The organism is Treponema denticola ATCC 35405, from assembly GCF_000008185.1.
Classification (GTDB): Bacteria; Spirochaetota; Spirochaetia; order Treponematales; family Treponemataceae; genus Treponema_B; species Treponema_B denticola.
Window position 1 is genome coordinate 760404 of the sequence record NC_002967.9, and the last position, 24072, is coordinate 784475.

General features: G+C 37.5%; 24 protein-coding genes. 9 read left to right on the forward strand and 15 right to left on the reverse strand.

Translation table 11 applies throughout. From position 1 onward, the window contains the following. The first annotated feature begins 40 nt into the window (after positions 1 to 40). The 6 genes from TDE_RS03515 (at position 41) to TDE_RS03540 (ending at position 7788) form a co-directional block, all read left to right on the forward strand. Complete coding sequence (locus TDE_RS03515) at positions 41 to 1318, forward strand: S41 family peptidase (RefSeq protein ID WP_002681961.1); 1278 nt, start codon at positions 41 to 43, stop codon at positions 1316 to 1318. Between the two features lie 271 nt (positions 1319 to 1589). Next, positions 1590 to 2894 (forward strand): S41 family peptidase, encoded by a 1305-nt coding sequence (locus TDE_RS03520; protein ID WP_002681962.1) that lies wholly within the window; start codon positions 1590 to 1592, stop codon positions 2892 to 2894. A gap of 307 nt (positions 2895 to 3201) precedes the next feature. Further along, on the forward strand, positions 3202 to 4377 hold the full coding sequence (locus TDE_RS03525; RefSeq protein WP_002681964.1) for a DegT/DnrJ/EryC1/StrS family aminotransferase: 1176 nt from the start codon (positions 3202 to 3204) through the stop codon (positions 4375 to 4377). Between the two features lie 3 nt (positions 4378 to 4380). Then, complete coding sequence (locus TDE_RS03530) at positions 4381 to 6468, forward strand: xanthine dehydrogenase family protein molybdopterin-binding subunit (protein WP_002681965.1); 2088 nt, start codon at positions 4381 to 4383, stop codon at positions 6466 to 6468. Beyond that, positions 6458 to 6937 carry a (2Fe-2S)-binding protein gene (locus TDE_RS03535; protein WP_002669971.1) on the forward strand — a complete coding sequence of 160 codons (480 nt, stop codon included), beginning with the start codon at positions 6458 to 6460 and terminating at the stop codon, positions 6935 to 6937. Before TDE_RS03530 ends, TDE_RS03535 begins: the two co-directional genes overlap by 11 nt. A gap of 5 nt (positions 6938 to 6942) precedes the next feature. Beyond that, positions 6943 to 7788, forward strand: coding sequence for an FAD binding domain-containing protein (locus TDE_RS03540; RefSeq protein ID WP_002681967.1), 846 nt, complete (start codon positions 6943 to 6945; stop codon positions 7786 to 7788). Positions 7789 to 7794: 6 nt separating this feature from the next. Here TDE_RS03540 and holA read toward each other — a convergent pair whose 3' ends face one another. The 12 genes from holA to TDE_RS03595 all read right to left on the reverse strand — a co-directional run bounded on the left by holA (position 7795) and on the right by TDE_RS03595 (position 17845). Next, the gene (gene holA / locus TDE_RS03545) at positions 7795 to 8811 is read right to left on the reverse strand and encodes a DNA polymerase III subunit delta (protein ID WP_002681969.1); all 1017 of its coding nucleotides are present in this window, start codon (positions 8809 to 8811) and stop codon (positions 7795 to 7797) included. 71 nt (positions 8812 to 8882) lie between these two features. After that, positions 8883 to 10274 carry a hypothetical protein gene (locus tag TDE_RS03550; RefSeq protein ID WP_002681971.1) on the reverse strand — a complete coding sequence of 464 codons (1392 nt, stop codon included), beginning with the start codon at positions 10272 to 10274 and terminating at the stop codon, positions 8883 to 8885. A gap of 103 nt (positions 10275 to 10377) precedes the next feature. After that, positions 10378 to 11034 (reverse strand): hypothetical protein, encoded by a 657-nt coding sequence (locus tag TDE_RS03555; RefSeq protein WP_002681973.1) that lies wholly within the window; start codon positions 11032 to 11034, stop codon positions 10378 to 10380. 60 nt (positions 11035 to 11094) lie between these two features. After that, entirely contained in the window at positions 11095 to 12417 is a 1323-nt protein-coding gene (locus tag TDE_RS03560) for a hypothetical protein (RefSeq protein ID WP_002681975.1), read from the reverse strand. A gap of 19 nt (positions 12418 to 12436) precedes the next feature. After that, complete coding sequence (locus tag TDE_RS03565) at positions 12437 to 13753, reverse strand: hypothetical protein (RefSeq protein WP_002681979.1); 1317 nt, start codon at positions 13751 to 13753, stop codon at positions 12437 to 12439. Positions 13754 to 13783: 30 nt separating this feature from the next. Then, a complete protein-coding gene (locus TDE_RS13245; RefSeq protein ID WP_002681981.1) occupies positions 13784 to 13999 on the reverse strand; it encodes a hypothetical protein in 216 nt (71 codons plus the stop codon). Between the two features lie 19 nt (positions 14000 to 14018). Further along, entirely contained in the window at positions 14019 to 14366 is a 348-nt protein-coding gene (locus TDE_RS13250) for an Rpn family recombination-promoting nuclease/putative transposase (RefSeq protein ID WP_002681984.1), read from the reverse strand. Positions 14367 to 14432: 66 nt separating this feature from the next. Beyond that, positions 14433 to 14690 carry a type II toxin-antitoxin system RelE family toxin gene (locus TDE_RS03575; protein ID WP_002681985.1) on the reverse strand — a complete coding sequence of 86 codons (258 nt, stop codon included), beginning with the start codon at positions 14688 to 14690 and terminating at the stop codon, positions 14433 to 14435. Continuing rightward, entirely contained in the window at positions 14687 to 14917 is a 231-nt protein-coding gene (locus TDE_RS03580) for a ribbon-helix-helix domain-containing protein (protein WP_002681987.1), read from the reverse strand. The genes TDE_RS03575 and TDE_RS03580 overlap by 4 nt, the downstream gene beginning before the upstream one ends. Before the next feature lie 177 nt (positions 14918 to 15094). Continuing rightward, complete coding sequence (locus TDE_RS03585) at positions 15095 to 15361, reverse strand: Txe/YoeB family addiction module toxin (protein WP_002681991.1); 267 nt, start codon at positions 15359 to 15361, stop codon at positions 15095 to 15097. Next, positions 15361 to 15621 (reverse strand): type II toxin-antitoxin system RelB/DinJ family antitoxin, encoded by a 261-nt coding sequence (locus TDE_RS03590; protein WP_002681992.1) that lies wholly within the window; start codon positions 15619 to 15621, stop codon positions 15361 to 15363. The genes TDE_RS03585 and TDE_RS03590 overlap by 1 nt, the downstream gene beginning before the upstream one ends. Before the next feature lie 250 nt (positions 15622 to 15871). Further along, positions 15872 to 17845 (reverse strand): leucine-rich repeat domain-containing protein, encoded by a 1974-nt coding sequence (locus TDE_RS03595; protein ID WP_010956807.1) that lies wholly within the window; start codon positions 17843 to 17845, stop codon positions 15872 to 15874. A 609-nt stretch (positions 17846 to 18454) separates the two neighbouring features. Here TDE_RS03595 and trxB point away from each other — a divergent pair. The 3 genes from trxB to grdA all read left to right on the forward strand — a co-directional run bounded on the left by trxB (position 18455) and on the right by grdA (position 20497). Continuing rightward, positions 18455 to 19408, forward strand: coding sequence for a thioredoxin-disulfide reductase (gene trxB, locus TDE_RS03600; RefSeq protein ID WP_002681998.1), 954 nt, complete (start codon positions 18455 to 18457; stop codon positions 19406 to 19408). 172 nt (positions 19409 to 19580) lie between these two features. Further along, positions 19581 to 19898 carry a thioredoxin TrxA gene (trxA, locus tag TDE_RS03605; protein WP_002682000.1) on the forward strand — a complete coding sequence of 106 codons (318 nt, stop codon included), beginning with the start codon at positions 19581 to 19583 and terminating at the stop codon, positions 19896 to 19898. 125 nt (positions 19899 to 20023) lie between these two features. Further along, on the forward strand, positions 20024 to 20497 hold the full coding sequence (grdA, locus tag TDE_RS03610) for a glycine/sarcosine/betaine reductase complex selenoprotein A (RefSeq protein ID WP_010956809.1): 474 nt from the start codon (positions 20024 to 20026) through the stop codon (positions 20495 to 20497). Between the two features lie 120 nt (positions 20498 to 20617). Here grdA and TDE_RS03615 read toward each other — a convergent pair whose 3' ends face one another. Genes TDE_RS03615 through TDE_RS03625 form a run of 3 tightly spaced genes read right to left on the reverse strand, consistent with a single transcriptional unit; the run spans position 20618 to position 23975 of the window. Continuing rightward, complete coding sequence (locus TDE_RS03615) at positions 20618 to 21796, reverse strand: ABC transporter ATP-binding protein (RefSeq protein ID WP_002682004.1); 1179 nt, start codon at positions 21794 to 21796, stop codon at positions 20618 to 20620. Beyond that, positions 21783 to 22814, reverse strand: coding sequence for a FecCD family ABC transporter permease (locus tag TDE_RS03620; RefSeq protein WP_002682008.1), 1032 nt, complete (start codon positions 22812 to 22814; stop codon positions 21783 to 21785). The genes TDE_RS03615 and TDE_RS03620 overlap by 14 nt, the downstream gene beginning before the upstream one ends. A gap of 3 nt (positions 22815 to 22817) precedes the next feature. Next, on the reverse strand, positions 22818 to 23975 hold the full coding sequence (locus TDE_RS03625) for an ABC transporter substrate-binding protein (RefSeq protein WP_002682009.1): 1158 nt from the start codon (positions 23973 to 23975) through the stop codon (positions 22818 to 22820). Positions 23976 to 24072 lie beyond the last annotated feature (97 nt).

Below are 24072 nucleotides of genomic sequence, written 5' to 3' on the forward strand. Positions count from 1 at the left end.
TCTCAACGATTAAAAATTATTATATTTAAGGAGAATTTTTATGAAACCTGATGCTAAAAAGAAAGTAGAATTTTTTTTTATTTGTGCTTTAGTTGTTTTAGTGATTTCTTTTTTTGCATTTTCTATATATTTATCAAAAAAAGAGGAAAATGGAGAGTTCAACTTTAATTCATTTAAGTCGGGTTTTATTTCTTTTGAAGATTGTATTGCCGATTACGAAGCTTTTTGGGATTTTATCTACAACGAATATCCTTTTACCGAAGTATGTGAAAGGAAGGGAGCCGATTTAAAAAAAATAAAAGAAGATGGTTATAAAAAAATTGAATATTCAGCCCCCATCGATAGTCAAAACTCATATATATCTTTTTATGCAAAACTTTGTGAAGATATCACTTCCCGCTATTTTACAGGTCATCTTTATCCTGCATCTATAAGTGATTATGAATATGCTATGACTGTTTCCGATTCCTATTTTAAGCTATACGATGTAGATTTAATGAACTCTTTTTATAGAGTTAAGCCTTCATATTCCGTTAATTCACTTATCGGTGATAGAGGTGTCGTTAAAGCCGATACAAAAATAATAGAAGAAGGAAAGATTGCTTATGTAAGAATTGACTCTTTTAGGAAAAGAGGCTATGCAAAAGAGTATATACAGTATAAAAAGGATATGAAAAAGTTTTTCTTAGATACCGAAAAATATAAACATATAATAATAGATGTTTCTAATAATGGCGGAGGAGATGTGAAATGTTATGACAGTGATATTTTGAGTTATAATAATATTGGCAGAAATATCCAACAAAGAATATATTTTTTATGCTCTAAAAATAAATATACCGAGCTTAATCCCTCATTTAAAAACAATCAAATAGATATAAAAGAAGTGCCCAATATAAAAAATGCAAACACTAAAAAAAATACTATAGCTCTTTATGAAGAAGATGCTGCCAGTTTTCAAGAGCTGGCTCCCGGCTATGCTCCGCCCAAAGATAGGAGATATTGGTTATTGATAAGCGGAAAAACAGCCTCGGCCGCTGATAGCCTTGCGGGTTTGTGTAAGGCTTCGGGGTTTGCGACCCTTGTAGGCTCTAATACAGGAGGCTTAGGACATAACGGCCGACATTCACCGATTTATATGATGCTTCCGAAAAGCGGACTACTTATAAAATTCGATCCCTTGTATGGATTAAATTCTGAAGGATATTGCACAGACGAATTCGGCACTGCTCCAGATATTTATAATCTTCCCGGTAAGGATGCCTTAGAGGCCTGCTTGGAAGAAATACGAAAGTTAGGGGAAAAGAAAAACTTTTGATGGAGCAAAAGTTTTTCTTCTCCCCTATAACCCCTCATCTTTTCAAAACGCCATTTAAGAGGGGAAACATTTTTTAGCTCCCCCTCTTAAAAATCTCCCCTAAGTTAAGGTGTGGATTATCATTAAGACAAACCTACGGTTTTTCTTAATAATCTTTTCCCTTGGCGCTCGCTGCGGTTTATTTGATCGATGATTAATTTAACCGCAAGAAATTCGTATTATTGCATAATTCTTAAAATTTTAGTATGGTTTTGGAAAAGAGGAGCTTAAGATGAAAAAAAATATCATTCGAATTGTTATTGCTGTTTTGATTATCGGAACTGCCGCTTTTTTTATTTTATTTTCAAAATATTCTGAAGAAGATGAGCAAAAATATAAAAATTCTTATATGTCTAAAGAAAGATTGGAAGAAGATTATGCTTTTGTTTGGGATTTTATAGAAAACGGCTATCCTTTTAAAAATGTTTGTATAAGAGCCGGAGCTGATTTAGAAAAAATAAAAAAAGATTATTTTAAAAAATTACCGGATATAAAAGATGAATTGGAATATTATTTATTTTATATGAGTTTGCTTTCTAAAATACAAAATAATAAACATATTGGGCATTTTGATGTATATGATGTATATTCATTAAATTCAGATACATATAGAGTACAAAATACTAATGTATATGATAATGATGTAAAAGTAAATTCGTTTTATTATTTACTTCTTATGAGGATGAACTCTGCAATAGAACAAAACCTTTCGGAAGAGATATTAAAAAAATATGATTTAAACTTAAACCCTCCTATTGATTTGGAAACGGAAGATGGACTTGAATCTTATTTTGAAACAAAAATTATTGAAGATAAAAAAATTGCATATTTAAATATAAAAAGTTTTTATACGTATAATGATGAAATTAAAAAAGCATATAAAAAAAGACTGAATTCAATTTTAACTTCATTTAAAGATTACGAAAATTTAATCATAGACCTGCGGGAAAATAGAGGAGGTGTTAGACGCCTTTGGCAAGAGTGTATTGTTTCTCCCTTAATTAAAAAAGAGCAGGAGTTTTGCTGGGAGGTTGCTTATAATAGTAATAATAAATTTACAAAGATTTTTATAAAAGATTTTCATTCCATTAAACTTGAACCCAATAGAAATTTCGATTCTTTTAGTTTTAGTAGTAAAAATAAACCCGATAAAGAAAATTTTGATTCCATATGCGGCTATACAAAAATTATTAAACCCTTGCAGCCTTCTGTTAATTTTTCCGGAAAGATTTGGTTATTGATAGGCGGGGTTACCGAATCTGCGGCTGATGAATTTGCATCATTTTCAAAGCAGACAAAGTTCGCAAATGTGATTGGAGAAAACACCTCAGGAAATGGCCTTAATAGCAGCCGGTTTTATTTAAAACTACCCAATAGTTCTCTTCTTATGCAAAGCGATATTTTATACGGTCTTAATTCCGATGGTTCATGTAATTCCGAAGCAGGTACTGCCCCCAATATTTATAATTTGCCCGGCAAAAGTGCCCTTGGAACTTGCTTGGAAGAAATAAGAAAATTAGGGGAAAAGACAAATTAGGGGAGAGGACAAACTTTTGATGGAGCAAAAGTTTTTCTTCTCCCCTATAACCCCTCATCTTTTCAAAACGCCATTTAAGAGGGGGAACATTTTTTAGCCCCCCCTCTTAAAAATCTCCCCTAAGTTAGAGGTATGGATTGTCATTAAGACAAACCTGCGGTTTTTCTTAATAATCTTTTCGCTTGGCGTTTACTGCGGTTTATTTGATCGATGATTAATTTAACCGCAAGAAATTCGTCTTATTGCATAATTCTTAAAATTTTAGTATACTTTATTGTTGATTTTATACGGCAAAGGACTAAAATGTATGCAAGATGTTCAGGCTAAAAAAACAATTCCTTTTTTTACTCCTTCCTTTTCTGAAGAAGAAGAAAAAGCTTTGATGAGGGTACTCCGCTCAGGGTGGCTTACTACGGGGAAGGAAACCCTTGAGTTTGAAAAAGAATTTGCTTCCTTTACGGGAAGTAAGACTGCCCTTGCCGTAAACTCGGCTTCAAGCGGGCTCATGCTTGCAATGGATGCCTGCGGTATAAAGAGCGGAACCAAAATCTTGACAAGTCCCTATACCTTTATTTCGACTGCAACCTCTGCCCTGCACTTAGGCGGCGATGTAGTTTATGCCGATATCGAAAAAGATTCTTACAGTATAGACCCTGAAAAAATCGAAACTACATTAAAAAAAGATAAGAACGTAAAGGCCATTGTTCCGATTCATATTGCGGGAAATGTTTGTAATATGAAGGCGATAAATGACCTTGCAAAAAAATATTCCGTTGCCGTGATAGAAGATGCGGCTCATGCTTTTCCTTCAAAGACTAAAGAAGGTTATGCCGGAACTCTCGGTACCTGCGGCGTTTTTTCTTTTTATGCGACAAAGACGATTACGACAGGCGAGGGCGGAATGATTTGTACTAACGATGAAAAAATTGCAGAGCGTATAAAACTTATGCGTTCTCACGGTATAAACCGCACAATCTGGGACAGGTACACCGACACAAAGGCTTCATGGAAGTACGATGTTACGGCTGAGGGCTGGAAGTGTAACCTGCCCGATATTCTTTCTGCAATAGGAAGAGTGCAGCTTAAAAAGGCTAAAACTTTTTTTGAGCAGCGTAAAAAAATTGCCCAAAAATATAATGCAGCATTTGCAGGGAACGATTCTTTTATTCTTCCTCCCGATGGAGAAGGAAATGCTTGGCATCTTTATATTTTGCGGCTTAACCTTGAAGCTTTAAAAATAGGAAGAGATGAGTTTGGTCAAGCCTTACAAGAAAGAGGTTTGGGTATTTCGATGCACTTTATACCTCATTTTGAAATGTCTTATATAAAAGAAAGATACGGTTTAAATAGTTTCGATTTTCCGGAATCGAATAAAAAATATTTGCAAAGTTTGAGTTTGCCCTTTTATCCTTCAATGAGTGAAGACGATTCCGATTATGTTATCGAAACGGTAATTAAACTTGCAAAATTGAATAGGCGTTAATTTATGGATAAAACTTTTGTTTCAGATTTGGAATTTGAAAATCAGGAATGGGCATGTCTTATACGTTCTTCTGATGTAGATGCTAAAATTATAGATATAGAAATTCCCGATTTGCCCGAAGGCTTTTCTTTTTTTTCTGCAAAGGATATTGTGGGAAAAAATTCAATCGGTTTTTTAAAAACAGAAGTGCCTGTTTTTGCCGATGAAAAAATAGAATATGCAGGCCAAGCTGTAGGGATTTTGACGGGTCCCGATAAAAAAAAGCTTTTAGAGCTTTCAAGCCTTTTTCAAATCAAAACCCAGTATCTTTCACGCCCCAAAGCTCAATTTACTTTTGAAGAAGAAGAAAAAAATTATTTTGACTATCCTATAGTCTCTCGGGAAAGTTTAAGTTCGGGAAACGCTGAAGAAGTTTTTGAAAAAAGTTCACAAGTAGTTTATTCTACTTTTTCTTTTAAGCAAAGATATCATTATCATGCGGAAACAGCTTGTGTTAAAACAAACTGGGCTGATGACAGACTTGAAATTCATCTTGCAACTCAATGGCCTTATCAGGTTTTAACTTCTGTTTGTAATGTTTTAGATGTTCCGAAAGAAAAGATAAATGTAGTTTCACATGCAGAAGCCGAATCCCTTGACGGAAGAATTTGGTTTCCTGCTCTACTTGCTGCACAAGTTTCTGTCGCATCTTTTTTGACAAAAAAAAATATAGTAATTGAATTTTCACGTCAAGAAGATTTTTTATATACAATAAAGACTCCCATTGTTATGATTCAACATAAAACATCCGTTTCCGAATTGGGAAAAATTACGGCTATGGATGTTTCGATAATTGTGGACGCCGGTTCATTTAATCCTTTTATAACTCAAATGCTTAAGCAAATGGTGGTAACTGCTGCCGGTATTTATCATTTGCCTGTTTATATGATTAGTGCTGTTGCAATAAAGACTGAAAAAGGTTTGACGGGTCTATTTTCCGGTTGGGGCGATTCTTATGTAAGCTCTGCGCTGGAAAAACATATAAGCGAAATAGTAGAGCAACTGGATTTATGTCCGATTCAATTTAGACTTCAAAATAATTTGAAAGTAGGTCAAAAAACAATTACGGGAATAAAAAAAGAAGAAGATTTTGTTTTTGAAAATATCTTAAAGGCTGTTTGTAACACCAGCGATTTTTATAGAAAATTTTATGCTTATAGGTTGATGAATAAGGGACGTAAAAACCGTTATGACGGAAACTGGAGAGGCATAGGAGTTTCCGTAGGTTGTCAATATAACGGTCTACATATTCTTGTAAAATCGGGAATGAATTATAGTGCAGAAATAACTTTAACGAAAGACGATAAGGTATTGGTTAAGGCAGAACCTACCTCGGAGGGATTAAAGCGCATTTTAAAAAAACAGATTGCAAAAGAATTGGAAGTTGAAGACAACCAAATTATTTTTTTAGGCGCTTCAACCGATGAGATGATTCCTACCGGTGCTGCAACTGCTTCTTGCGGTATAAGTATCTTACCCGACCTTATTGAAAAATGCTGTACGGGAATAAAAAATCAAAGATTTAGAAAACCTCTTCCAATTACCGTAAGTAAAACCTACAAACTGCCGCGTTCTAAAGATTGGGATAACGAAACTTTAATGGGCAATCCTTTTATTTCTGAAACTCCCGGTGCCTGTGTTATTGAGCTTGAACTTGATCCTAGTACTTATCAAATTATTGTAAGGGGTATTTGGTTTGCTTGTGATCCCGGAAAAATATATTCAAAAAAAATGGTACATAGAAATATTCATAAGACAATTGCAAATGCAGTTTCAAATATTTCCGTAGAAGACATTAGAGAAAATAATTTGCTCCCTTCCAATTATAAAATAATTGCAACAGGAGCTATTCCGCCCATAAGAGATTTTGTTTTAGACAGCGAATTAAAAACTCGAGGTTTGGGAGAGTTGGCTGAGAGTCTTGTACCTGCAGCGTATATTTCTGCACTGAACCAAATTATGATTAACCACAAGCGTATCGATTTTTTACCTGTTTTTACTGAAGATATTTTTAATGCCGTTACAAAAAGTGAGGCTGTAGATGAAGATTAGTTTTAATTTAAATAAAACCGCAGTTCAGATTGATGCTCCTGCAAATGAAAGACTTTTATCGGTTCTAAGAAGAGAGTTTAATCTTTTAAGCTTAAAAAGTTCATGCTTAAGCGGTCAGTGCGGGTCGTGTACTGTTTTAATGAACGATAAACCCGTGCCTGCATGTTTTATTCCCGTTTTTAATGTTGAAGGGAAAAATATAATAACCTTGGAGTATTTTAAAACAACCGAAGAATATAAAATAATTGCAGCAGGCTTTGATCAAGCCGGTGTTGAAATGTGCGGCTTTTGTGATGCAGGAAAAATATTTTTTACATATGCAATTTTAAATTCCAATATAGATATTGATGCTCCTGATGCCGAAGACAGTATAAGAAAATATTATTCGAGTACAATGTGCCGGTGTACAAGCTTTGAAGATTTATTTTCGGCTATTGAAAAAATAAGTAAAAATCAACGGAGAAAATAGAACTTATGACTGAATTAACTAAAAATAGCATTGTCTATAGAGCTCGCTACATGCAGGAAATGCAGACTATTTTAAAAAATATTTCAAATATAAAACCTATTGCCGGCGCAACAGGTTTTTTAAATCATCAGACTGATGAGATGATCTATTTACCTGAACATATTTTGGATTTAAATTTTTTACCTGAATTAAAAGTTATTTCAAAAACCGAGCGCTATTTCGAATTCGGTGCTGCCGTTACATTAAATGAAATTTTGGATTTGGGTAAAAAAAATATTCCTCCTTCCTTATATTATTCTATCGAAAAGATAGCAAACAATGCCATACGCTCTCTTGCAACAATAGGCGGCAACATAGCAACGGCGAATCCGCTTTCAGGAACCTTTTTGCCTATGCTAGCTCTTGATGCAAAATTGGAAATCAGAACAGCTGAAAATATTGAATGGGTACCATTTGCAAAATACATTGATAAAAGCTATGCCGAAAAGAGAGAAGAAAAATATATTATCAGCCGAATTAGAATTCCCAATGAAACATGGACAAAAAGTTTTTATACAAGGATTGGTACTCCGGGATATATAGGAAGTGATACGGCTTCATTTTTATTTTTAATTCTCATTCAAAAAAATATATTATCCGATATGAGGTTGTTTTTTGCATCGGATAAACTTATAAGAAATAAGGAATTCGATAACTTGCTTTTAGGAAGATCTTTGCCTCTTTCTCAATCTGAAGTTCCTGTGATTATGCAAAAAGCAAAACAGATTTTTACTCCTGAACAATTTTCTTCGGAGTTTCACAATTCTTGTTTTTATAATTTACTTGAAGATAATTTATACAATCTGACTTAAAGCGTTTTAAATATTATCTGCGGTATATTTTTCTATTTTATTTCCGGACTTGCAAGCTATTTCATATAAGCACATATCCATAACTATGTTTTGAAGACTTGTGCCTAAAGACCGTAACTCTAAATCCGTTTCCGATAAAAGAGCGATTATTTTTACGCACTGGACCTCATTCCAAAGCTTTGCAGCTCTTTTGTATTGTGCTAATGCGGTTTTTCCCAAAAACCCGAAACGCTTCAAAGCAAAATCATCCAAGTATTCATTATCTCTATGTATTTTGTGCCAGTCTTGTAAGCGTCTAAAACAATAGCTTAAGCCTGCAATAATTTGAACCGGCGAAGAATTTTTTGAAAGTATTATCTTTTGGCTTATGGACAAGGCTGTTTCAAGGCTTCCCATTGTTAAGGCATTAAAAAGGCTGAATGGAGTTTCTTCTTTATTGTGTGCAAAAAGTTTTTCGATATTCTCTTGATCGATATGTGAGCCTTTTTGAAAATAGAGCACCAAATGAGAGCAGGCCATTTTTAAAGCATCGGTATTGTTTTCTACTAATTCCAAAAGCTCATCGACTGCTTCATCTTCAATCTCAATGCCCTCTCTAAAAAGAAATGAACGCACCCATTCCTGTTTTTTATTTTCAAAAAGCTCCCAAAATATTTTTTGCTGAGTTTTAGGAACGGTATCGCTTATTTTTTTCGCAATTGACGTTTCATCGGAAATTAAAATTAAAAAAGAATCGCTTGTGTTTTCTTTTTTTGAAACGGATTGAATCCAGTCGGTAAGTAAATCGATGTCCTCTTTCTTTTTGATAAGCTCTGCGGATTTTAATATAATGAGTTTTGCAGAAGAAAAAAGAGATGCATTTTGTAAAAGAGAAATTACATCTCCCATGCCCGCATCTCCTGCATAGACGGTATGCGTTTCAATATCACCGTATTGTTTTGAAAGAGTTTTTAATACTGTATCAACAGCTGTATTTCTTTCTCCGATTTCAGGCCCCATAAAAAGCCAAACAGGATTTGCCAATTGTTTCTCCTTAAAAAACATGTTCACAAATATCAGTATACAATAAATATAGAACTTTGTCAGCTGCTCTATTATTCGTTGACGATTTTGCTAAAGGCTAAGACTATTGCCTTTGCTATAGCAATTGAGGCCGATCTGTGGGCTTCTTTTTCGGTAAAACCGGCGCCCCTTTTGCTTATATTTTTTTTATAAAAAATTTCTTGTGTGTTCGGATTTTTTATTTCTATATCTGCATTAAGCCGCACTAAAAATCCGTCAGCAGCTTTTGAAGCTTCATCTGTTTCTATCTTTGCATAAATAAAAAAATCTGCAGCCGGATTTTCATTTTTTGCGGATATGGTTTTAAAATTCATATCTTTTAAAATATCCAAAATTTTTTCTTCAATGATTGAGTTTTTACTGTCAGCCTGTTCAATAAAAAGTGAAACTGTCCCTTTTTGTTCTTTTTTTATTTTATTTTCCGGCTTTTTAAATTCAAAATTTATTATTTGCTTAAAAACTATTTGCTGAAGCTCCTTAACGGCTTCTTGATATTCATCAAAATCTTTTGATCCGAGTATTTGCTTGATTTCGGAAATATCCAACTCTATCCTTATGCGGGCTTTGGGTTCAATTTTTTCATCATGTAAAATAAAATTTGCAGTTCCGTTTTGATCCGTTTCAATGCCTTCGATTATGATGGAGGTAGTATTTTTTACCTTTGTTTTATAGCTGACTAATAAGGGAACTCTCTCCTCAAAGGTTCCTATATTGATAGGAATTAAAAATTCGTTTGATGTATTTTCAAGGTTGTCTTTTTGCAAATTAAGTTTAATCTTTTTTAAACTTTCTTTTGCATTTGAAATATTTTGCCTAAATTTTATATCCCCGTTTTCTATGCCGGAGCTCAATGCGGCAGAGGCTGCCTTAGTGTAATAAAGGGCAGCAGAATAATATTTTTTACTTTCAACAAATTCATCTGCCTTTTTTTGGGGCTCACTTACCGATAAAATTTTTTCTTCTGCAATTTTTAATAAGCGGTCTCTTTCTTTGCGGAGTTCATTTTTATCGTATTCGGCCAAAAGATAGACGGTAAGGCTGTCTTTGTTTTTTTTGGTATAGCGGTTTTTGATTTTTAATTTTTTTATATTAGCAGCCGAAGACTGAGAAATTTCCGATTTTAATATTTTTTCAAGGTTTTCGATGGAGCCTAAAGCGGTTGTTGTTGTTTCGGTTTTTATTGAAACTCCTAAATAGCGTATGATTTCGTTTATAAGATTATTTTTTGCGTCCGCCTCTGCAAGAGTAAAATTTTTATTTGTTCCTGAGGCTGTAAAGTATTCATAATCTGCATTGCCGGCCGGCACCTTTTCTATCCAAACAGGTACCTCGTCTTCAGGTTTGTTTTTATAACTTGCACATGAGAATAAGATTAAAGTTAAAATCAGTAAAAGTAATTTTTTTAATAGTTGTTTTTTCAGCATAGTCTTTGTTTTTTATTATAGATGATTTTTAAACGATAACGGAAGAAAGAAAATTTTATAGCTTTTGATAAAGGCTTTTCTTTCTTCCGTAGATTAAAAAGATTTATAAGCCTTCTGAAAGAGCTTCCTTTACTCTTTGGCGGACAGCCTTTTCTTCTTCGCTCTTGGGCTTATCTTCATCTGCTCCGTTGATTGCATTCTGGATGAGTTTATCCAAAGTTTTTTTGGAGATGCTGTATAAGACTAAATAGGTATAGTCATCTCCATCAGGATTTCCATCGGCATCAAAGTATCTCATCTGAACCCAATAATCGGTTTCCTTTTTAAAGCCGGAAAGTTTTGTGGAGGTAATTGTTTTGACTATATCTTCAAGATAGCCTTCAATCTTATCCTTATCGCCTGCAGCGGCAGCAGCTGCCTTGCTTTCTACTCTTACCTTAACCATTCTGGCCATTTCGGAAGGGACCGAAAAATCTCTTGTCCATAGTTCGGCTCCTTCCAAGCTCTTTGATCTGGGCGATTCAAATTTAAAAAGATAAACATCCTTACCCTTATAGTCAGACGTTTTTTCGATGACATTGGGTTCTTCTGCAACCCATCCGGGAACAGGCTTATCCCATTTAAAGTTTTTGTGGTCGAGCATTTCCGGTTTCTTAATCTTGCTCGATACGGTTCCAAGCGGTTTTAATTTGTTTGCACAGCCTGCTAAGGCTATAACTGCAAATCCTGCAAGGAACATAATCTTAATTGCTTTTTTCATATCTTGCCTCCTAAAATAATGCAAATATATTTTTAAAATTAGGCGTAATCTACGTCCAATTTAAAAGCCCGATTTAAATGTTAAGGTCTTACCCCTTAGCATTACCAATTTTATGTTTTCAAAACCCGGAACCGAATCTGCAGTATCATATATGACAGCTTCAAGGTCATCAATAGTTCCGAAAAATGAAACTGCATATTTTGTTTGTGCCGAGGATTGATATAAGGTTTTTATATCGTTTACATTTCCGCTTAAAGCTTTTCTAAAACGAGCCATGCTCTTGCTGTCAGGTGTTTCGTTTATAATAATTTCATAGCGTATTCCGCGGGAATAGGCTTTGGCTAAAAGAATCTTTGCCTGATCGACAGCCATCGGCAGAGCCTTGTTTACTGCGGATTGAATAGCGTTCGACTGAGCATCATAGCTGCTTACTCGGCTAAACGTTTTTTGGCTTGTGTACGGAACAGAACCGAGTAACTCTCCTGTAGACGGATTGAATATCTTTAAGGTTATCTTTGCCGAACCGTAATAGCCGCTTGTTTCATAACCGCCTTCGGTTACCGCATCAATTTCCATATATACATCGGCGTTTAACTTTTGGGCTATCAACTGAATAGCCGACATTCCTTCATCGGTGCTTTCTTGGTAAATGAGGGCATTATCTTTTTTTAGCTTTTCGACCTCTTTTGAGTCTATTGCTCTATATCCCTGTTTTAAAAGAAAGGCATTTCCCGTTTCTACTGCGGCTTTAAGTAAAAATCTATCGGCATCTGATTCTTCGGCATCAAAAACCATGTAGGTCATGTTTTCGATATAATTATTTAAAAATTGAAGATTTTTTTTGCCTTCGGCAGAAGCTTGGGCTTCTTTTAAAATAAGGTCTGCATCCTTAGGTTTTTGTGAAACTTGAGGATTTCCTTGTGATTGTCCGTTTCCGAAAACTATATCATCCATAGTTTTATTGCTTGAATTTTTTTGATAAAAAATACCTGCTTTAGAAAGAACTGCTGAAACCTCATTCATTTTTACGGGGATTTTAATTTTAATTATGTATACTCCTCCGTTTTTTGATTTTTGTAGTACGTCCATTTTTTCGTTTACTACATACTTATTCGGATATTCGGTATTGTAAAGTTCTTCTTCAATTCGTTCATAGTTGTTTTTTTCAGCTTCTGAACCGATGATATCTATGACTCCTTGCCTGATCGCTCCAACTTTTGCCTTATTTATAGCCTGCAAAAAGGAAGAAGCCTCTCCCATTGAAGTATATTCTTTTGTTTCCTTATAAGCAGGTTTCTTTACGTCTAAGGCATCTTCAAGGCTTGCACAGGAAAAAAAGAAGAAAGATGCAGTTAAAAACAAAAAAAGTAAATTTTTTTTCATTGTATTTCTCCCATAAAAATTATAATTTTATTGTAAAGCCGATTCCGGCGATAAATCTTAGGATTCCTCCTATCCCGTTATAAAAGGTTGCTCCCGTTTTTATGCCCACGTCGCCTCCTATTTTAAAATTCTTTGTTACAAGAAAACTTGTATGTACAAAGGCTTTAAGCCCGGCTCCTGCAGGAATCGGAATACTTTTTTTAGAATCGGTTACAATCATTGTATAATAAAATTGAATTGTAGGCAAGATTTGTAAACGCCTAAGATATGTATTTCCTATTTCTGCACCTCCGAATATGGTTATAGGTGCTCCTATAGAAAGGATTTTAGGACTTTGAGAGTCAAATGTCATCTCGACTCCGAAGCAGGGTCTAAAGCGGTAAAAGCCTCTTGTTCCCGAAACATTAATGCCGAATGTTCCGCCTCCGTCATATAAACCTCTTTCGGCAAAGAAAAGGCCGAACTCACCCAGGGCATAGGCCCTGTATTCGAAAGGCCCGTGAGGGACCTCTTTAATAGCATCCCCTAAATTTAATGGCTTTTTCGAATAAAGTATTAATCCTTTCGAAAAATCACTTTCCGTTTCGGTAACAACAATTAAGCCTATTTCTCTTCTTCCGTCTTCACTTAAAACAACATATTCATCTCCAAGTTTTACTCCCATTTTTTTACCGAGTTCAAAGTGAACGGTTCCTTTTTCTGCCTTGATTATTCCTGTTTTTATGGTAAATGCTTCGATCTTACGCAGCTCAAGATCTAATTTTTTCGATAGACTTTTAAGTGCCGTGTTGTATGCTTTCTCATAGGTTTTGTCAATAGAGCTTATTTTTATATCAATTTTTTCTCTTAAATCTTCTTTTGAAGAATATATGTAGAATTCCAAAGCAATTTCTACCCTATATCCGTCCGTTTCTCCCAAAAACAAATCATCATATCGTTCCATCGAAATTGAATAATCTTTAATTATAGGCATCACTACATAATAAGAATTGACTGTTTTTTCCCAGTCTGCTTTTGTAAAGGCTTCCAGGCCCATTAAAACGGATTCGGGCAGTTCTGTGTTTTCTTCTCGCGAGCGGTTTATAAGCTCAATAAATATGTCTACATCTGTTGAGGCAAGCCTGTATTCCAAGCCTATTATATTAAAACGTTCAAGATTAAAAAAGACATTCATAATAGCTTCATCAATCATCTCAATGAATTCGTTTGGAATATGCCGGCCATAATAGGAAGTTGCAAAGACGGCAATATCCTTTTTTTCGCTGACTTTTTGAGCATAAAAAGGCCTTGAGAAAAAAAATACGATTAAAATGACAAAAAAAAGTTTTTTATTCATTTCTTTTAAGGGGATAAACCAGACTACCAATTAGCTAATCGATTCGACTTCTTCTTGGGTGAGGCCGGTAGCTTGCATTATCTTTTTTACGGAATCCCCAAGCTGTTTTAAAATCCGAGCCGTTTCGAGCTTTGCTTGACGGGAACCTTCAGCAAGACCGATGGATTTACCCTGTTGTATACCTTGCCGCAAACCTTGTTGTATGCCGTCTTTTCGTGCATCCATTTCAAATGCTTGTATTAACATGTATTCTTTCCTCCTCTCCTCATTTTCTTTTAGTTCTTTGATATACCGATCTACCTTGCGGATAAAGGGGCTGTCGCTTGTTATGCCGTTCATGTATTCCAAAAAAGCAAAAGATGATGAATGAATCGGGTAAGTCGGTATAATGCCCGCCCTTTTCAAGGCTGCTCACATCAATAACCGATTGATAGTAGCGTAAGCGTTTATCAAGGTCTTGTTTATTTGTAGTTTGCATCTCAACGTCATACATGCTACCATCGCTGCCGGTAACCCACACATCAAGACGTATGCTTTTTGCATAGCCTGCTTGGTCGACTGTTTTTTGATAAGTTATATCGGTAATCGTTAAATCATCAAAGCGTTTTTGCATAGCATACCTCCTGTTTTGTATTATATCACAGATTAAATGACTTTAAAAGGGATAGTTATCCTCTGTTCATCGGTACACCGTTGAGCGGTGCCCGATTTCGATGACGGTGATAATTAGCTTATCGTCACAGATGCGGCATAAAATGCGGTAATCGCCGACGCGGTACCGCCATAGCCCTGAAAGATTTGAAGTAAGCGCTTTTCCGCGGGAACGCGGATTATCAAGAAGCTCAATTTGTTCAAGATAATCCAAAACACGCTTTGAGATTGTCGCATCCAATTTTTTTAGTTGCTTTTTAAATGTTTCCGTCAAGACGACTTTCATAGACCTAACTCGTGCCGCATTTCGGCGATGGTGTATGTTTTTTTCCCGCTTTTTTCAAAGTCATTCCACGCTTTTTCGGCACACACTGCGTCTTCGGCATCTTCCTTCAATTCGGCAAGGTAGCGGCTGAGGGCATTTTCTAAGATGGTATCTTTTGCCACTCTGGTCATTTGGGCTGCTTGTTCCAATTCTTGATACAGTTTATTTGTCATGGTCATTGTAGGCATAGCTTCCTCCTAAAAATAAACGATGTTTCATCAGGCGACAGCCTGATGAAACTCGAAGTTGAAGCGAGAGGCACTATTTGAGCCGTGAGCTTCAACCGTCCCCCTGTTTTTCATTATATCACAGATTAAATGACTTTAAAAGGGAGTGATGTAAACCGTGCAGAACGCACGCATTTTTTATTGATGATAATGTGTACCGCACTGAACAATATATAATTTATTATCTTCAACTTTATATACAAGTCGATTTGCCGCATCTATTCTTCTGCTCCAATACCCTGATAATTCATGCTTTAATGGTTCAGGTTGTCCTTTTCCCTTATCAATGCCATTTCTTTCAATATCTTTAATTAAATCATGTGTACTTTTTATCAATTTTTGCTGATGTTTATCAAAAAGGCGGCAATAATCTTTCCATGCAATATCAGACCAAACTTTTACCATCAGTCAGTTTCCTTCAGTTCATGAATTTGACATTTTCCGGTTTCAATCTGATGTATACTTTTACGCAAATATTTCATATTTTCTTCCGAATAAATATACGGATCCTCGGATGCTTTCAGTGCAAAGGGCAGGCCATTTTCCCGAATCGTGGCCTTTACAAAAGAATTGATAGCCGAAGAAATATTGATTCCCATAGAATCACAGATTCGTTCAAAACTTATTTTATCGTTCTGTGTAATTTTTGCTGATATTGTAGTCATTTATAATACCTCTTACTACAATGTAATACATAAGCTTCCAAAAATCAAGTATCCTGTCTGTTAAAAATTTGATGATCCGTGCGGAGGGGGTGATTTCAACGATTGAAAGCCGTGCAGGACACACGATGCCGGAAACGCTGTAAGTCCGGCGATGTTTCGGCAGGCGTAAGCCTGCCGAAACTCGTGTTAAAAATCGTACACGGATATACGATTTTCAAACACTCGCCGTATGCCGATTAGAACGGCACCATCAATACTCCACAATCGTGCCGAAGTCTTTCCAGCCTTCTGCGGCTTGGTAGAGTGCTTTGGAACCGGCGGGTACGATGAGCCTTGCGGATGCGATGGGCGTGCTTTTAAATGCGTTGCCGTCAATGACCGGCGGATTTGCCGCTTTGCACTTTACCGTCTTCAGTTTAGGATCGTACACAAGGACATCCCCCCTCATTTCGGTAAGCGTTGAGGGGAGCTCGACCGACGTCAATTCAGGACAATAGGAAAGAAATAAGTCCCAAAGCTGCGTTATGTTTTCCGGCACAACTATCGAGCTAACCTTTATATACCCCAGCGAACGCCAGCCGATAGATTCCAGCGAAGACGGCAGGTTAAGCACAACAAGGTTTTCGCAGTTCCAAAGCGCCTTATCTCCAATAGTCTTTAAGCCGTTTGGCAATGTAAGGGATGTCAGTGCGGGAACGTTTGAAAAAGAGCCATCTCCCAATCTTATTACGCTTGCAGGAACGGTGTAAAAAACATCCGGTTTATCCGGCAGATAACCTAACAGTACGGTTTTATCTTTGTTAAAGATAACGCCGTTTTCGGCCAAAAGGTAGGCGTTATCGGATGCGACCGTTACGCTTTGCAGCGTAGTTCCCCACCCACCGACTCTCTCTACGCTCGTTACCGTGTAGGTTATGCCGCCGTGGGCAACTTCTTTGGGTATGGTAAGCGATGGTACCGTATACGGCGCGTAGATATAATGAGCTGTCTCTGCGGTTACGCTCACCTCTCGGGCGGTTTTGTCCGTTATGCGGTAGCGCATGCCGCCTTCTTCAAAGTAGTCTTCGTCCGGTTTTACGGTAATGAGGCCTGAAAAAGCGGTTTGCCCGCTTACCGTGTCGGTTATCTTTATGCGCGTTGAACCGACTTGTTCGCACCGCATCCCGATTTCACCCTGACTGTTCAGGTCGGCTGTGAAAAGTGTGAGGATGTCCGGTGTTTCAGCTTCCGCCGTGTAGCTGCCGGATCCTCCCGTTACGAACCGGTGTCTAAAGGTACGTCCTACCGTTCCGGTAAGCTCTGTTGTATCTACCGTGAGCGCGGGACCGGTATATTTAAACTTTACTTTGATATTTGCCGCTGCCGTTACGGTGTGGTTGTAGGTTGTGTTTGCTCCTCCCGATATGACCGTTCCGTTGTTCGTCCATTGTTCGACCGCATAACTCGAATATGCCGGCGTTGCCCTAAAGACGATGGTTTTGCCATGTTCCACCATATCGCCCGAATGGATTTCGCTGCCGTCAACTTTTGCCGTAAGCGTGCCGTCCGTACCGTCCACGCCGAAATCGATTTTACATAGTACCTGCTTAAAGGTTACGGTTACGGTAACGGCTTCGGTGATTTTAAGCGTTGCGCTCGTGCTTCCGTCGGTGCCGCCTAGTAAAAATGAGCCCGACGAAACCGTCCACTTATCTACCGCATAGCCTGCATCCGGTTCTGCCCTAAAGATAAGTTCGGTGCCTTCGGGCACTTTGTGATGGCCGGGCGGGATTACCGGAACAGTATCTACACTGCCGTGCTCCGGCTCGGTAAGCGTTACCGTGTGCATGGCAGGAGGCGTTCCGCCGTTCCGTTTAAAGAATACAAAAACCTTTGCGTTTGCCGTAACTTTGAGCGTGTAGGTAAGCGCTGTGCCGTTTACCGCCGTGCCGTCAAGCTCCCACTTTTCAAGATCATAGCCTTGAAGCGGTTCTGCCGTAAAAGTGAGCACGGTGTTTTCGGCTACCATGCCGTTTTCGCTCAGTGCAGGCGTTACCCTTACATTGCCGCATATATTGCGGTCAAGCTCTACCTTGTACTTTGTTACCGGCGGCGGTGTGGGCTCCGGCTTGCTCCCGCCCGCATTATTCGGGCAGGCGGTAAAAAGCAGTGCCAGCGTTAAAACTGCGGCTGTGATGAGCGCCGCGGCTCCCTTCTTTTTGTTGTGTGTTCTAAACTTTGTCATAAAATCCTCCATGTTTAGGGGAGGAAGGACACCCCGACAGAACAGGTTTTCCTTCCTCCCCAAACCCCTCCTTCCTTTTCCGTCTGCCAAAGGGGACACCCCTTTGGAAACCCCGCGGGTTTAAGGTTTCGGGGGAATTTGTTTTGGATTGAATTGTCCCAATCCATAAGAACATTCCGATTATTCCTTTGCAAAGTTGAGCGAAGCTCAAGGCTTGGCAGGCGTTGCGGTTTTTTATGTGAGTAAATTTGTTTGTGTTTGATTGTAAACTTATTTAGGCATGGGAAGGCCTCAGCTGCGAGGCTGCGAGGCTGCGAGGCTGCGAGGCTGCGAGGCTGCGAGGCTGCGAGGCTGCGAGGCTGCGAGGCTGCGAATTTTGCCCGATACACACAGTTGTGTCAAGTAGTTTTCACAACTTTTTGCATTTTTTTGCTGAGAACTTTTGTAACTGCACTCGGCGTATTTTTCTATCATCATATACAGTATAGACCGTTTCTAGACCTATTTCAAGGTTTTTAAGATTTTTTTAGAAAATATCTCGGTTTAGATGTACATCTTGATTAAAATGCGAAAAACTGATATATTTAAGGAGATATTTAGGAGGACTTTATGTCAGAAAAATATGATTTGGTTATAATTGGAGGCGGTCCCGGCGGTATGGCCGCAGGAATTTATGCAGCCCGTTCAAAATTAAAGACGGTTATTCTTGAAGAAAAGCCCAATCAAGGCGGACAGTGCTATATCACTGAAGAAATCGAAAACTACCCCGGTTTCCCTGAATCTTCAGGTCCTGCTCTGACCGAAGCCTTTAAAAAACATGCCGAAAAATTCGGTGTTGAATTCAAAAGAGCAAGAGCCGAAAAAATCGAGCTTGTTCCCAATTCACCTACGCGCATTGTTCACGGAAGTGACGGCGTAAAGTATGAATGCTTGGCTGTTGTTGTTGCAACAGGTGCAAGTGCCAGAGAGCTCGGCTGTAAGGGCGAAAAAGAGCACTGGGGCAAGGGTGTTTCATACTGCGCAACATGCGACGGTGCCTTCTTTGAAGAGTGCGAAATCGTAGTTATCGGCGGCGGAGACTCTGCTGTTGAAGAAGCTATGTATCTTACAAAATTTGCCGACAAGGTAACTATCATTCACCGAAGGGATGAACTTAGAGCTGCAAAATCCATTCAGGAAAAGGCTTTTGCCAACCCCAAAATGGCCTTTAAGTGGAATGCCGTTGTTGAAGAAGTTTGCGGAGAAGGCCTTGTAGACAGCGTTATCTTAAAGGATACAAAAACAGGCGAAACCTCCAAATTCGATACAGAAGGCGTATTCGTATTTATCGGACACAATCCTCAAACCGCCTTTATTCAGGGCTTGGTAGACCTTGATGAAAACGGCTACATCCTCACAAACGGAAAAATGGAAACAAACGTACCCGGTATTTACGGCGTAGGCGATGTTATTCAAAAAGAATCACGGCAGGTTGTTACAGCAGCTGCCGACGGTGCGCTTGCCGGTATTTGGGCAGGCCACTATATCGACGATATCAAAGCCAAAATGGCTATGAAAAAATAAGGAGATACGATAAACGGTTCGGCAGGAATTCAGCCTCACTGTTTATCTATCGAGTTTTGTACCAAAGGTACAAAACATCGCATTATTATATGCGGTTTGTAAACAAACCGCTTGAAAAAACTTTTTTCGGAAACTGAGGTTTCCTGCAAAAAGTCTTTATAGGAGAAAAAAAATGATTGAATTGACAAAAGAAAATTTTGAACAAGAAGTTCATCAGTCAAAGGGTGTAACCTTTGTAGATTTTTGGTCGGACGGATGCGTTCCCTGTAAACAATTAATGCCGGATGTTCACGCAATGGCAGAACGCCATGCCGGAAAGGCAAAGTTTTGCTCATTCAATATTGACGGTGCAAGACGCGTTGCTATGAAAGAGCAGGTTTTAGGTCTTCCCACAATGCTCATCTATATTGACGGTGAGAGAAAAGACAGCGTTACCGGAAGCGATTTGACCATTAATCAAATCGAAGAGATGGTAAAAAAATACATCTAATCTTAAGTTTTAATCTTTTAAGCCGGAAAAAGACGATAAGTTTTTTAACGGCTTTTTAAAGATACGGTTTAATAGACCGTGGGGCAGGTTATCCTGCCTTAAAAAATTTATCCTAGGAGGATGCTATGGTTGATTTGAAAACCAAAAAAGTCATCATCATTGGTGACCGAGACGGCGTTCCCGGGGAGGCTATTAAGCTCTGTGCAGAATCGGCAGGTGCTGAGGTTGTATATGCTGCAACCGAATGCTTTGTCTGAACAAGCGCAGGAGCAATGGACTTGGAAAACCAAAAGCGAGTCAAGGATTTAGCTGAAAAATACGGTCCTGAGAACGTAATCGTTCTTTTGGGCGGTGCAGAAGCCGAATCTTCAGGTTTAGCCTGCGAAACTGTTACAGTAGGCGACCCGACTTTTGCAGGTCCATTGGCTGGAGTCTCGTTGGGACTCTTGTGCTATCACGTGGCAGAACCGGAAATTAAGAGCCAAATAGACCCTGCGGTCTATGAAGAGCAGGTAAGCATGATGGAAATGGTTATGGACGTCAATGCTATTATCGCGGAAATTTCGGAATACCGAAATAAAGGCTGCAAATTCCTGTAATGCCTTTCGGAGCTTATGCGTTTTATACCGTAGGCTTCTTTCGTGTTAGTCGGCGGTGCAGTAGTACAAGAATGACCCCATTCTTTAAAATGGAGCATTTTTGCCGCTGTACCGCTTTTTTTATTTGCTTAAACATTTAATGGTCTTTAATAATTGTGAAAAGGTATTACAATAAGTATAATCAGCATACTCTTGTCTTTCTTTTAAGGAGAGAATTTTTTTGTTTAATTCTTCTGCATATTTTATTAAATCTAAATTTCTACTATTTATACCGTTAAAAGATGCACCGCAATCTATAATAATTTCTGATTTTTCGATCACGAGTTTTGCTTCATCAAATATTTTATCGTTTATAGTTTCAAAAGAATTTTGAGTCAGATGGTTTGTACTTAGTGCTTTTGCTATTGGCGTATCCAAATCATTTTCAAAGAGTATACCTGAGTTAAAATTGATTTCATACTTATTGAGCAGCCGATATACAGGAATTCCTTTGCCTTCACCTCCGACAACAAAAATTTTAGAGGAGGTATCTCGGCGTGCCAGTTCTATATTTCCTAAGAGGGTATTATATGAACCGTTTTTGATATCAAAGGCCTTACGAATTGATGTATCGCTTATAATTTCTTCCGGTGTGCCGTATAGGTAATTATCCTTGTCCAAAATTAAAATGATTTTATCTGCAATCTTAGGTATCAAATCAAGTTCGTGTAAGGAAAGAATGATAATCTTGTTTTTTTTACGGGCCAAGGTTCGTAAGATTCCCAAAAGGTCAATTTTATATCTGATATCCAAAAAAGAAGTCGGTTCGTCAAGAATTATTAAGTCAGCTTCTTGACAAATCGCTCGTGCAATCATTATTCGCTGTTTTTCACCATCGCTTAACGAAAGAAATTCTTTGTGTTTTAATACCTCTCCGTCTACGATTTTTATTGCATCATCAACAGCTATGTAATCTGCTTCCGTCATTTTTCCGAATTTATTTGTGTGAGGGTATCTACCTGTTGCAACGATTTCTTCGGCAGTCATAAGATGAGGATTTATCCTGTCGGTCAAGACTACACTCATTTTTTTTGCTTGTTCTATATTACTGAGTTTTTCAATATCTTCTTCACCTATAAAAACTTTTCCGCCCAATTTTTTTATATGTTGTGTAATTGTTTTGATTATTGTTGACTTACCTGAGCCGTTAGGCCCCATAAGGCAAAGTATTTGTCCGTGCTGTAATTCTATCTCAACATTCCCGACGATAACGGAATTACCGTATCCGACATCAAGCTGTTTTAATTTAAATAGATCCATATTTTTTATTTTTTCCTACCATTAGCCAAATTACAATGGGAGCTCCTATCATGGATGTAATTGTACTGAGACTCAGCTCTGTTGGTGCAAATAAGGTTCTGGCAAAATAATCACTTAAAAGACAAAAACTGGCGCCCATCAATGTAACTGCCGGTATCAGTATTTTAGGCTGTGAGGTTGAAACTGTAAGGCGGGTTAAATGCGGGACTGCTATACCTACAAAGGATATTGGCCCTGCAAAGCCTGTAACGCAGGCAGAAAGAATGCTCGATAGAAAAATAAGGACCAGTCTGAAATTTTTAATATTAACTCCCATGCTTTTTGCATAGTTTTCTCCGAGGAGGTAAGCTTGTAATGGCTTTGACAAACAGAATACTCCGATTACGGAAGGAATAATAATTATACTTGAAATCCGAATCATCTTCCATGTGATACCTGAAAAACTGCCCATCGACCACATAGTAAGGCCCGCAATTTTATAATCGGAAGCAAAAGCTATCATAAAATTAGTTCCTGCAGAGGCTATGTAACCTATCATAATACCTACAACAATTAATATTGAAATATCTCTTACCCGTTTTGCAAAGACTAATACCAAAAGCATTGATAAAAGACTTCCTATGGCAGAGGCTAAAAATACTAAGAAGAGGGAATTAAGGGCAATGTTAAATGTAAAATTAGTTAAAATTATAAATCCTACAAAAAGGCGTGCACCTGAGGAAATCCCTAATACATAAGGCCCTGCTATAGGGTTCCTAAAAAAAGTTTGTAATAAAAATCCCGATATTGATAAGGCAATACCGAAAAGAATAGCAGCAAGAATCCTCGGAAAACGTATTTTAAATAAAACATTATATTCTAAGGTGCTTGGAGTTCTTTCTCCTATACAGATATCCAAAATATCTTTTAAACTAAAAGATACGGAACCTGAAACAATATTTATTAATACCGCAAATATAAATAAAATTGATAGGAATATAAAAACTATAATAATCCGCTTTTTCTTTTCGGTATTCATGTGTTATTTTTTTTCTGCAGAAAGCGGTTTACTGAATAAGTAGAAATATTCTGTTTCGGTTAACTCGCCCGGTTTTGAATGAATTATCTTATTTAATTCTTCAATCATATCTGCAACATGATCTGCACTTTGATAGTAATTAGGCTTAACTCCCCAAACCATATTTTCTTTTACTGCTTTTAGGTCTTTTAAATATTCGGCAAAAGCAATTAAATCTGAGGTGCTTTTAATAGCACTTCCGTTTACGCTGTCGTAAAAGAAGAAGTCTGCTTTCTCAGCTACTTTATAAAATTCTTCAGCATTCATTTTTGTGTTTCCGTTTTTATCGGGATTTAAGTCTTTGAAAATATATTTGATTCCAAGTATCTCAAACATTTTTACATTGTAATCTCCTGCATTTCGAACATAAAAGATATCCTTAGACATAAAAGCCGAAGCAAAGGTAGTCTTATTTGCAGATTTTTTGTTCATTTCTTCTACCGCATTTATTTTTGCCAATTCTCTTTCATAATACTTATTTGCTTCTTTCTCTTTTCCGGTTATTTCTCCGGCAAATTTTATCCATTCAAGACGGGCTCGGGGGTCGGCTTCTTGATGATTTGAAACTCCTATCCATTTAAGTCCCAGTTCATTAAACTTGGAAATTATACCGGGCGTTCTTGCCATATTTTCATAAGTCAATAAAATGGCGTCTGCATTTAATGCATGAAGCATTTCATAGTCTAAAGCATTTTTACTACCGACAAATTTTATTTTACCGTCATCCATTCCTTTTTTTATTTCAGGAATTTTCCATGTATCGGATTGTACGGATGTTCCTGTAACTTTATCCAACTCTCCGATAGGACGAAGAAGGGTTGCATGTACTGTCGATAAGATAACTAAAGACTTGACAGGTGTTTCAATGACATTCAGGTTTTCTCCTCCCTCTATTGTTTTACCTCTTGGAACGAACCAAACTTCACGGCCTTCGACATCCTTATACTTTTTTATTCCCTGTTCATAATAGTCTACAGAAAAAGATTTAGCATACTTTAATTCCAGTTGACCTATTTTCTTAAGGCCCATTTTACCTGTTGCTTCTTGACTTCCCTTTGCCCATGCCGATGTAAAAGACAGCATCAGTATTGCGGCAAACCAAACAATAATTCGCTTTTTCATCATAATCTCCTTATGAAATTTTATTTTACTCCGTTTTAAGCGTCGGAGCACTACGCTTTGCGGCTGAATAAGGTATTTCAATCTGTATTGAAATAAA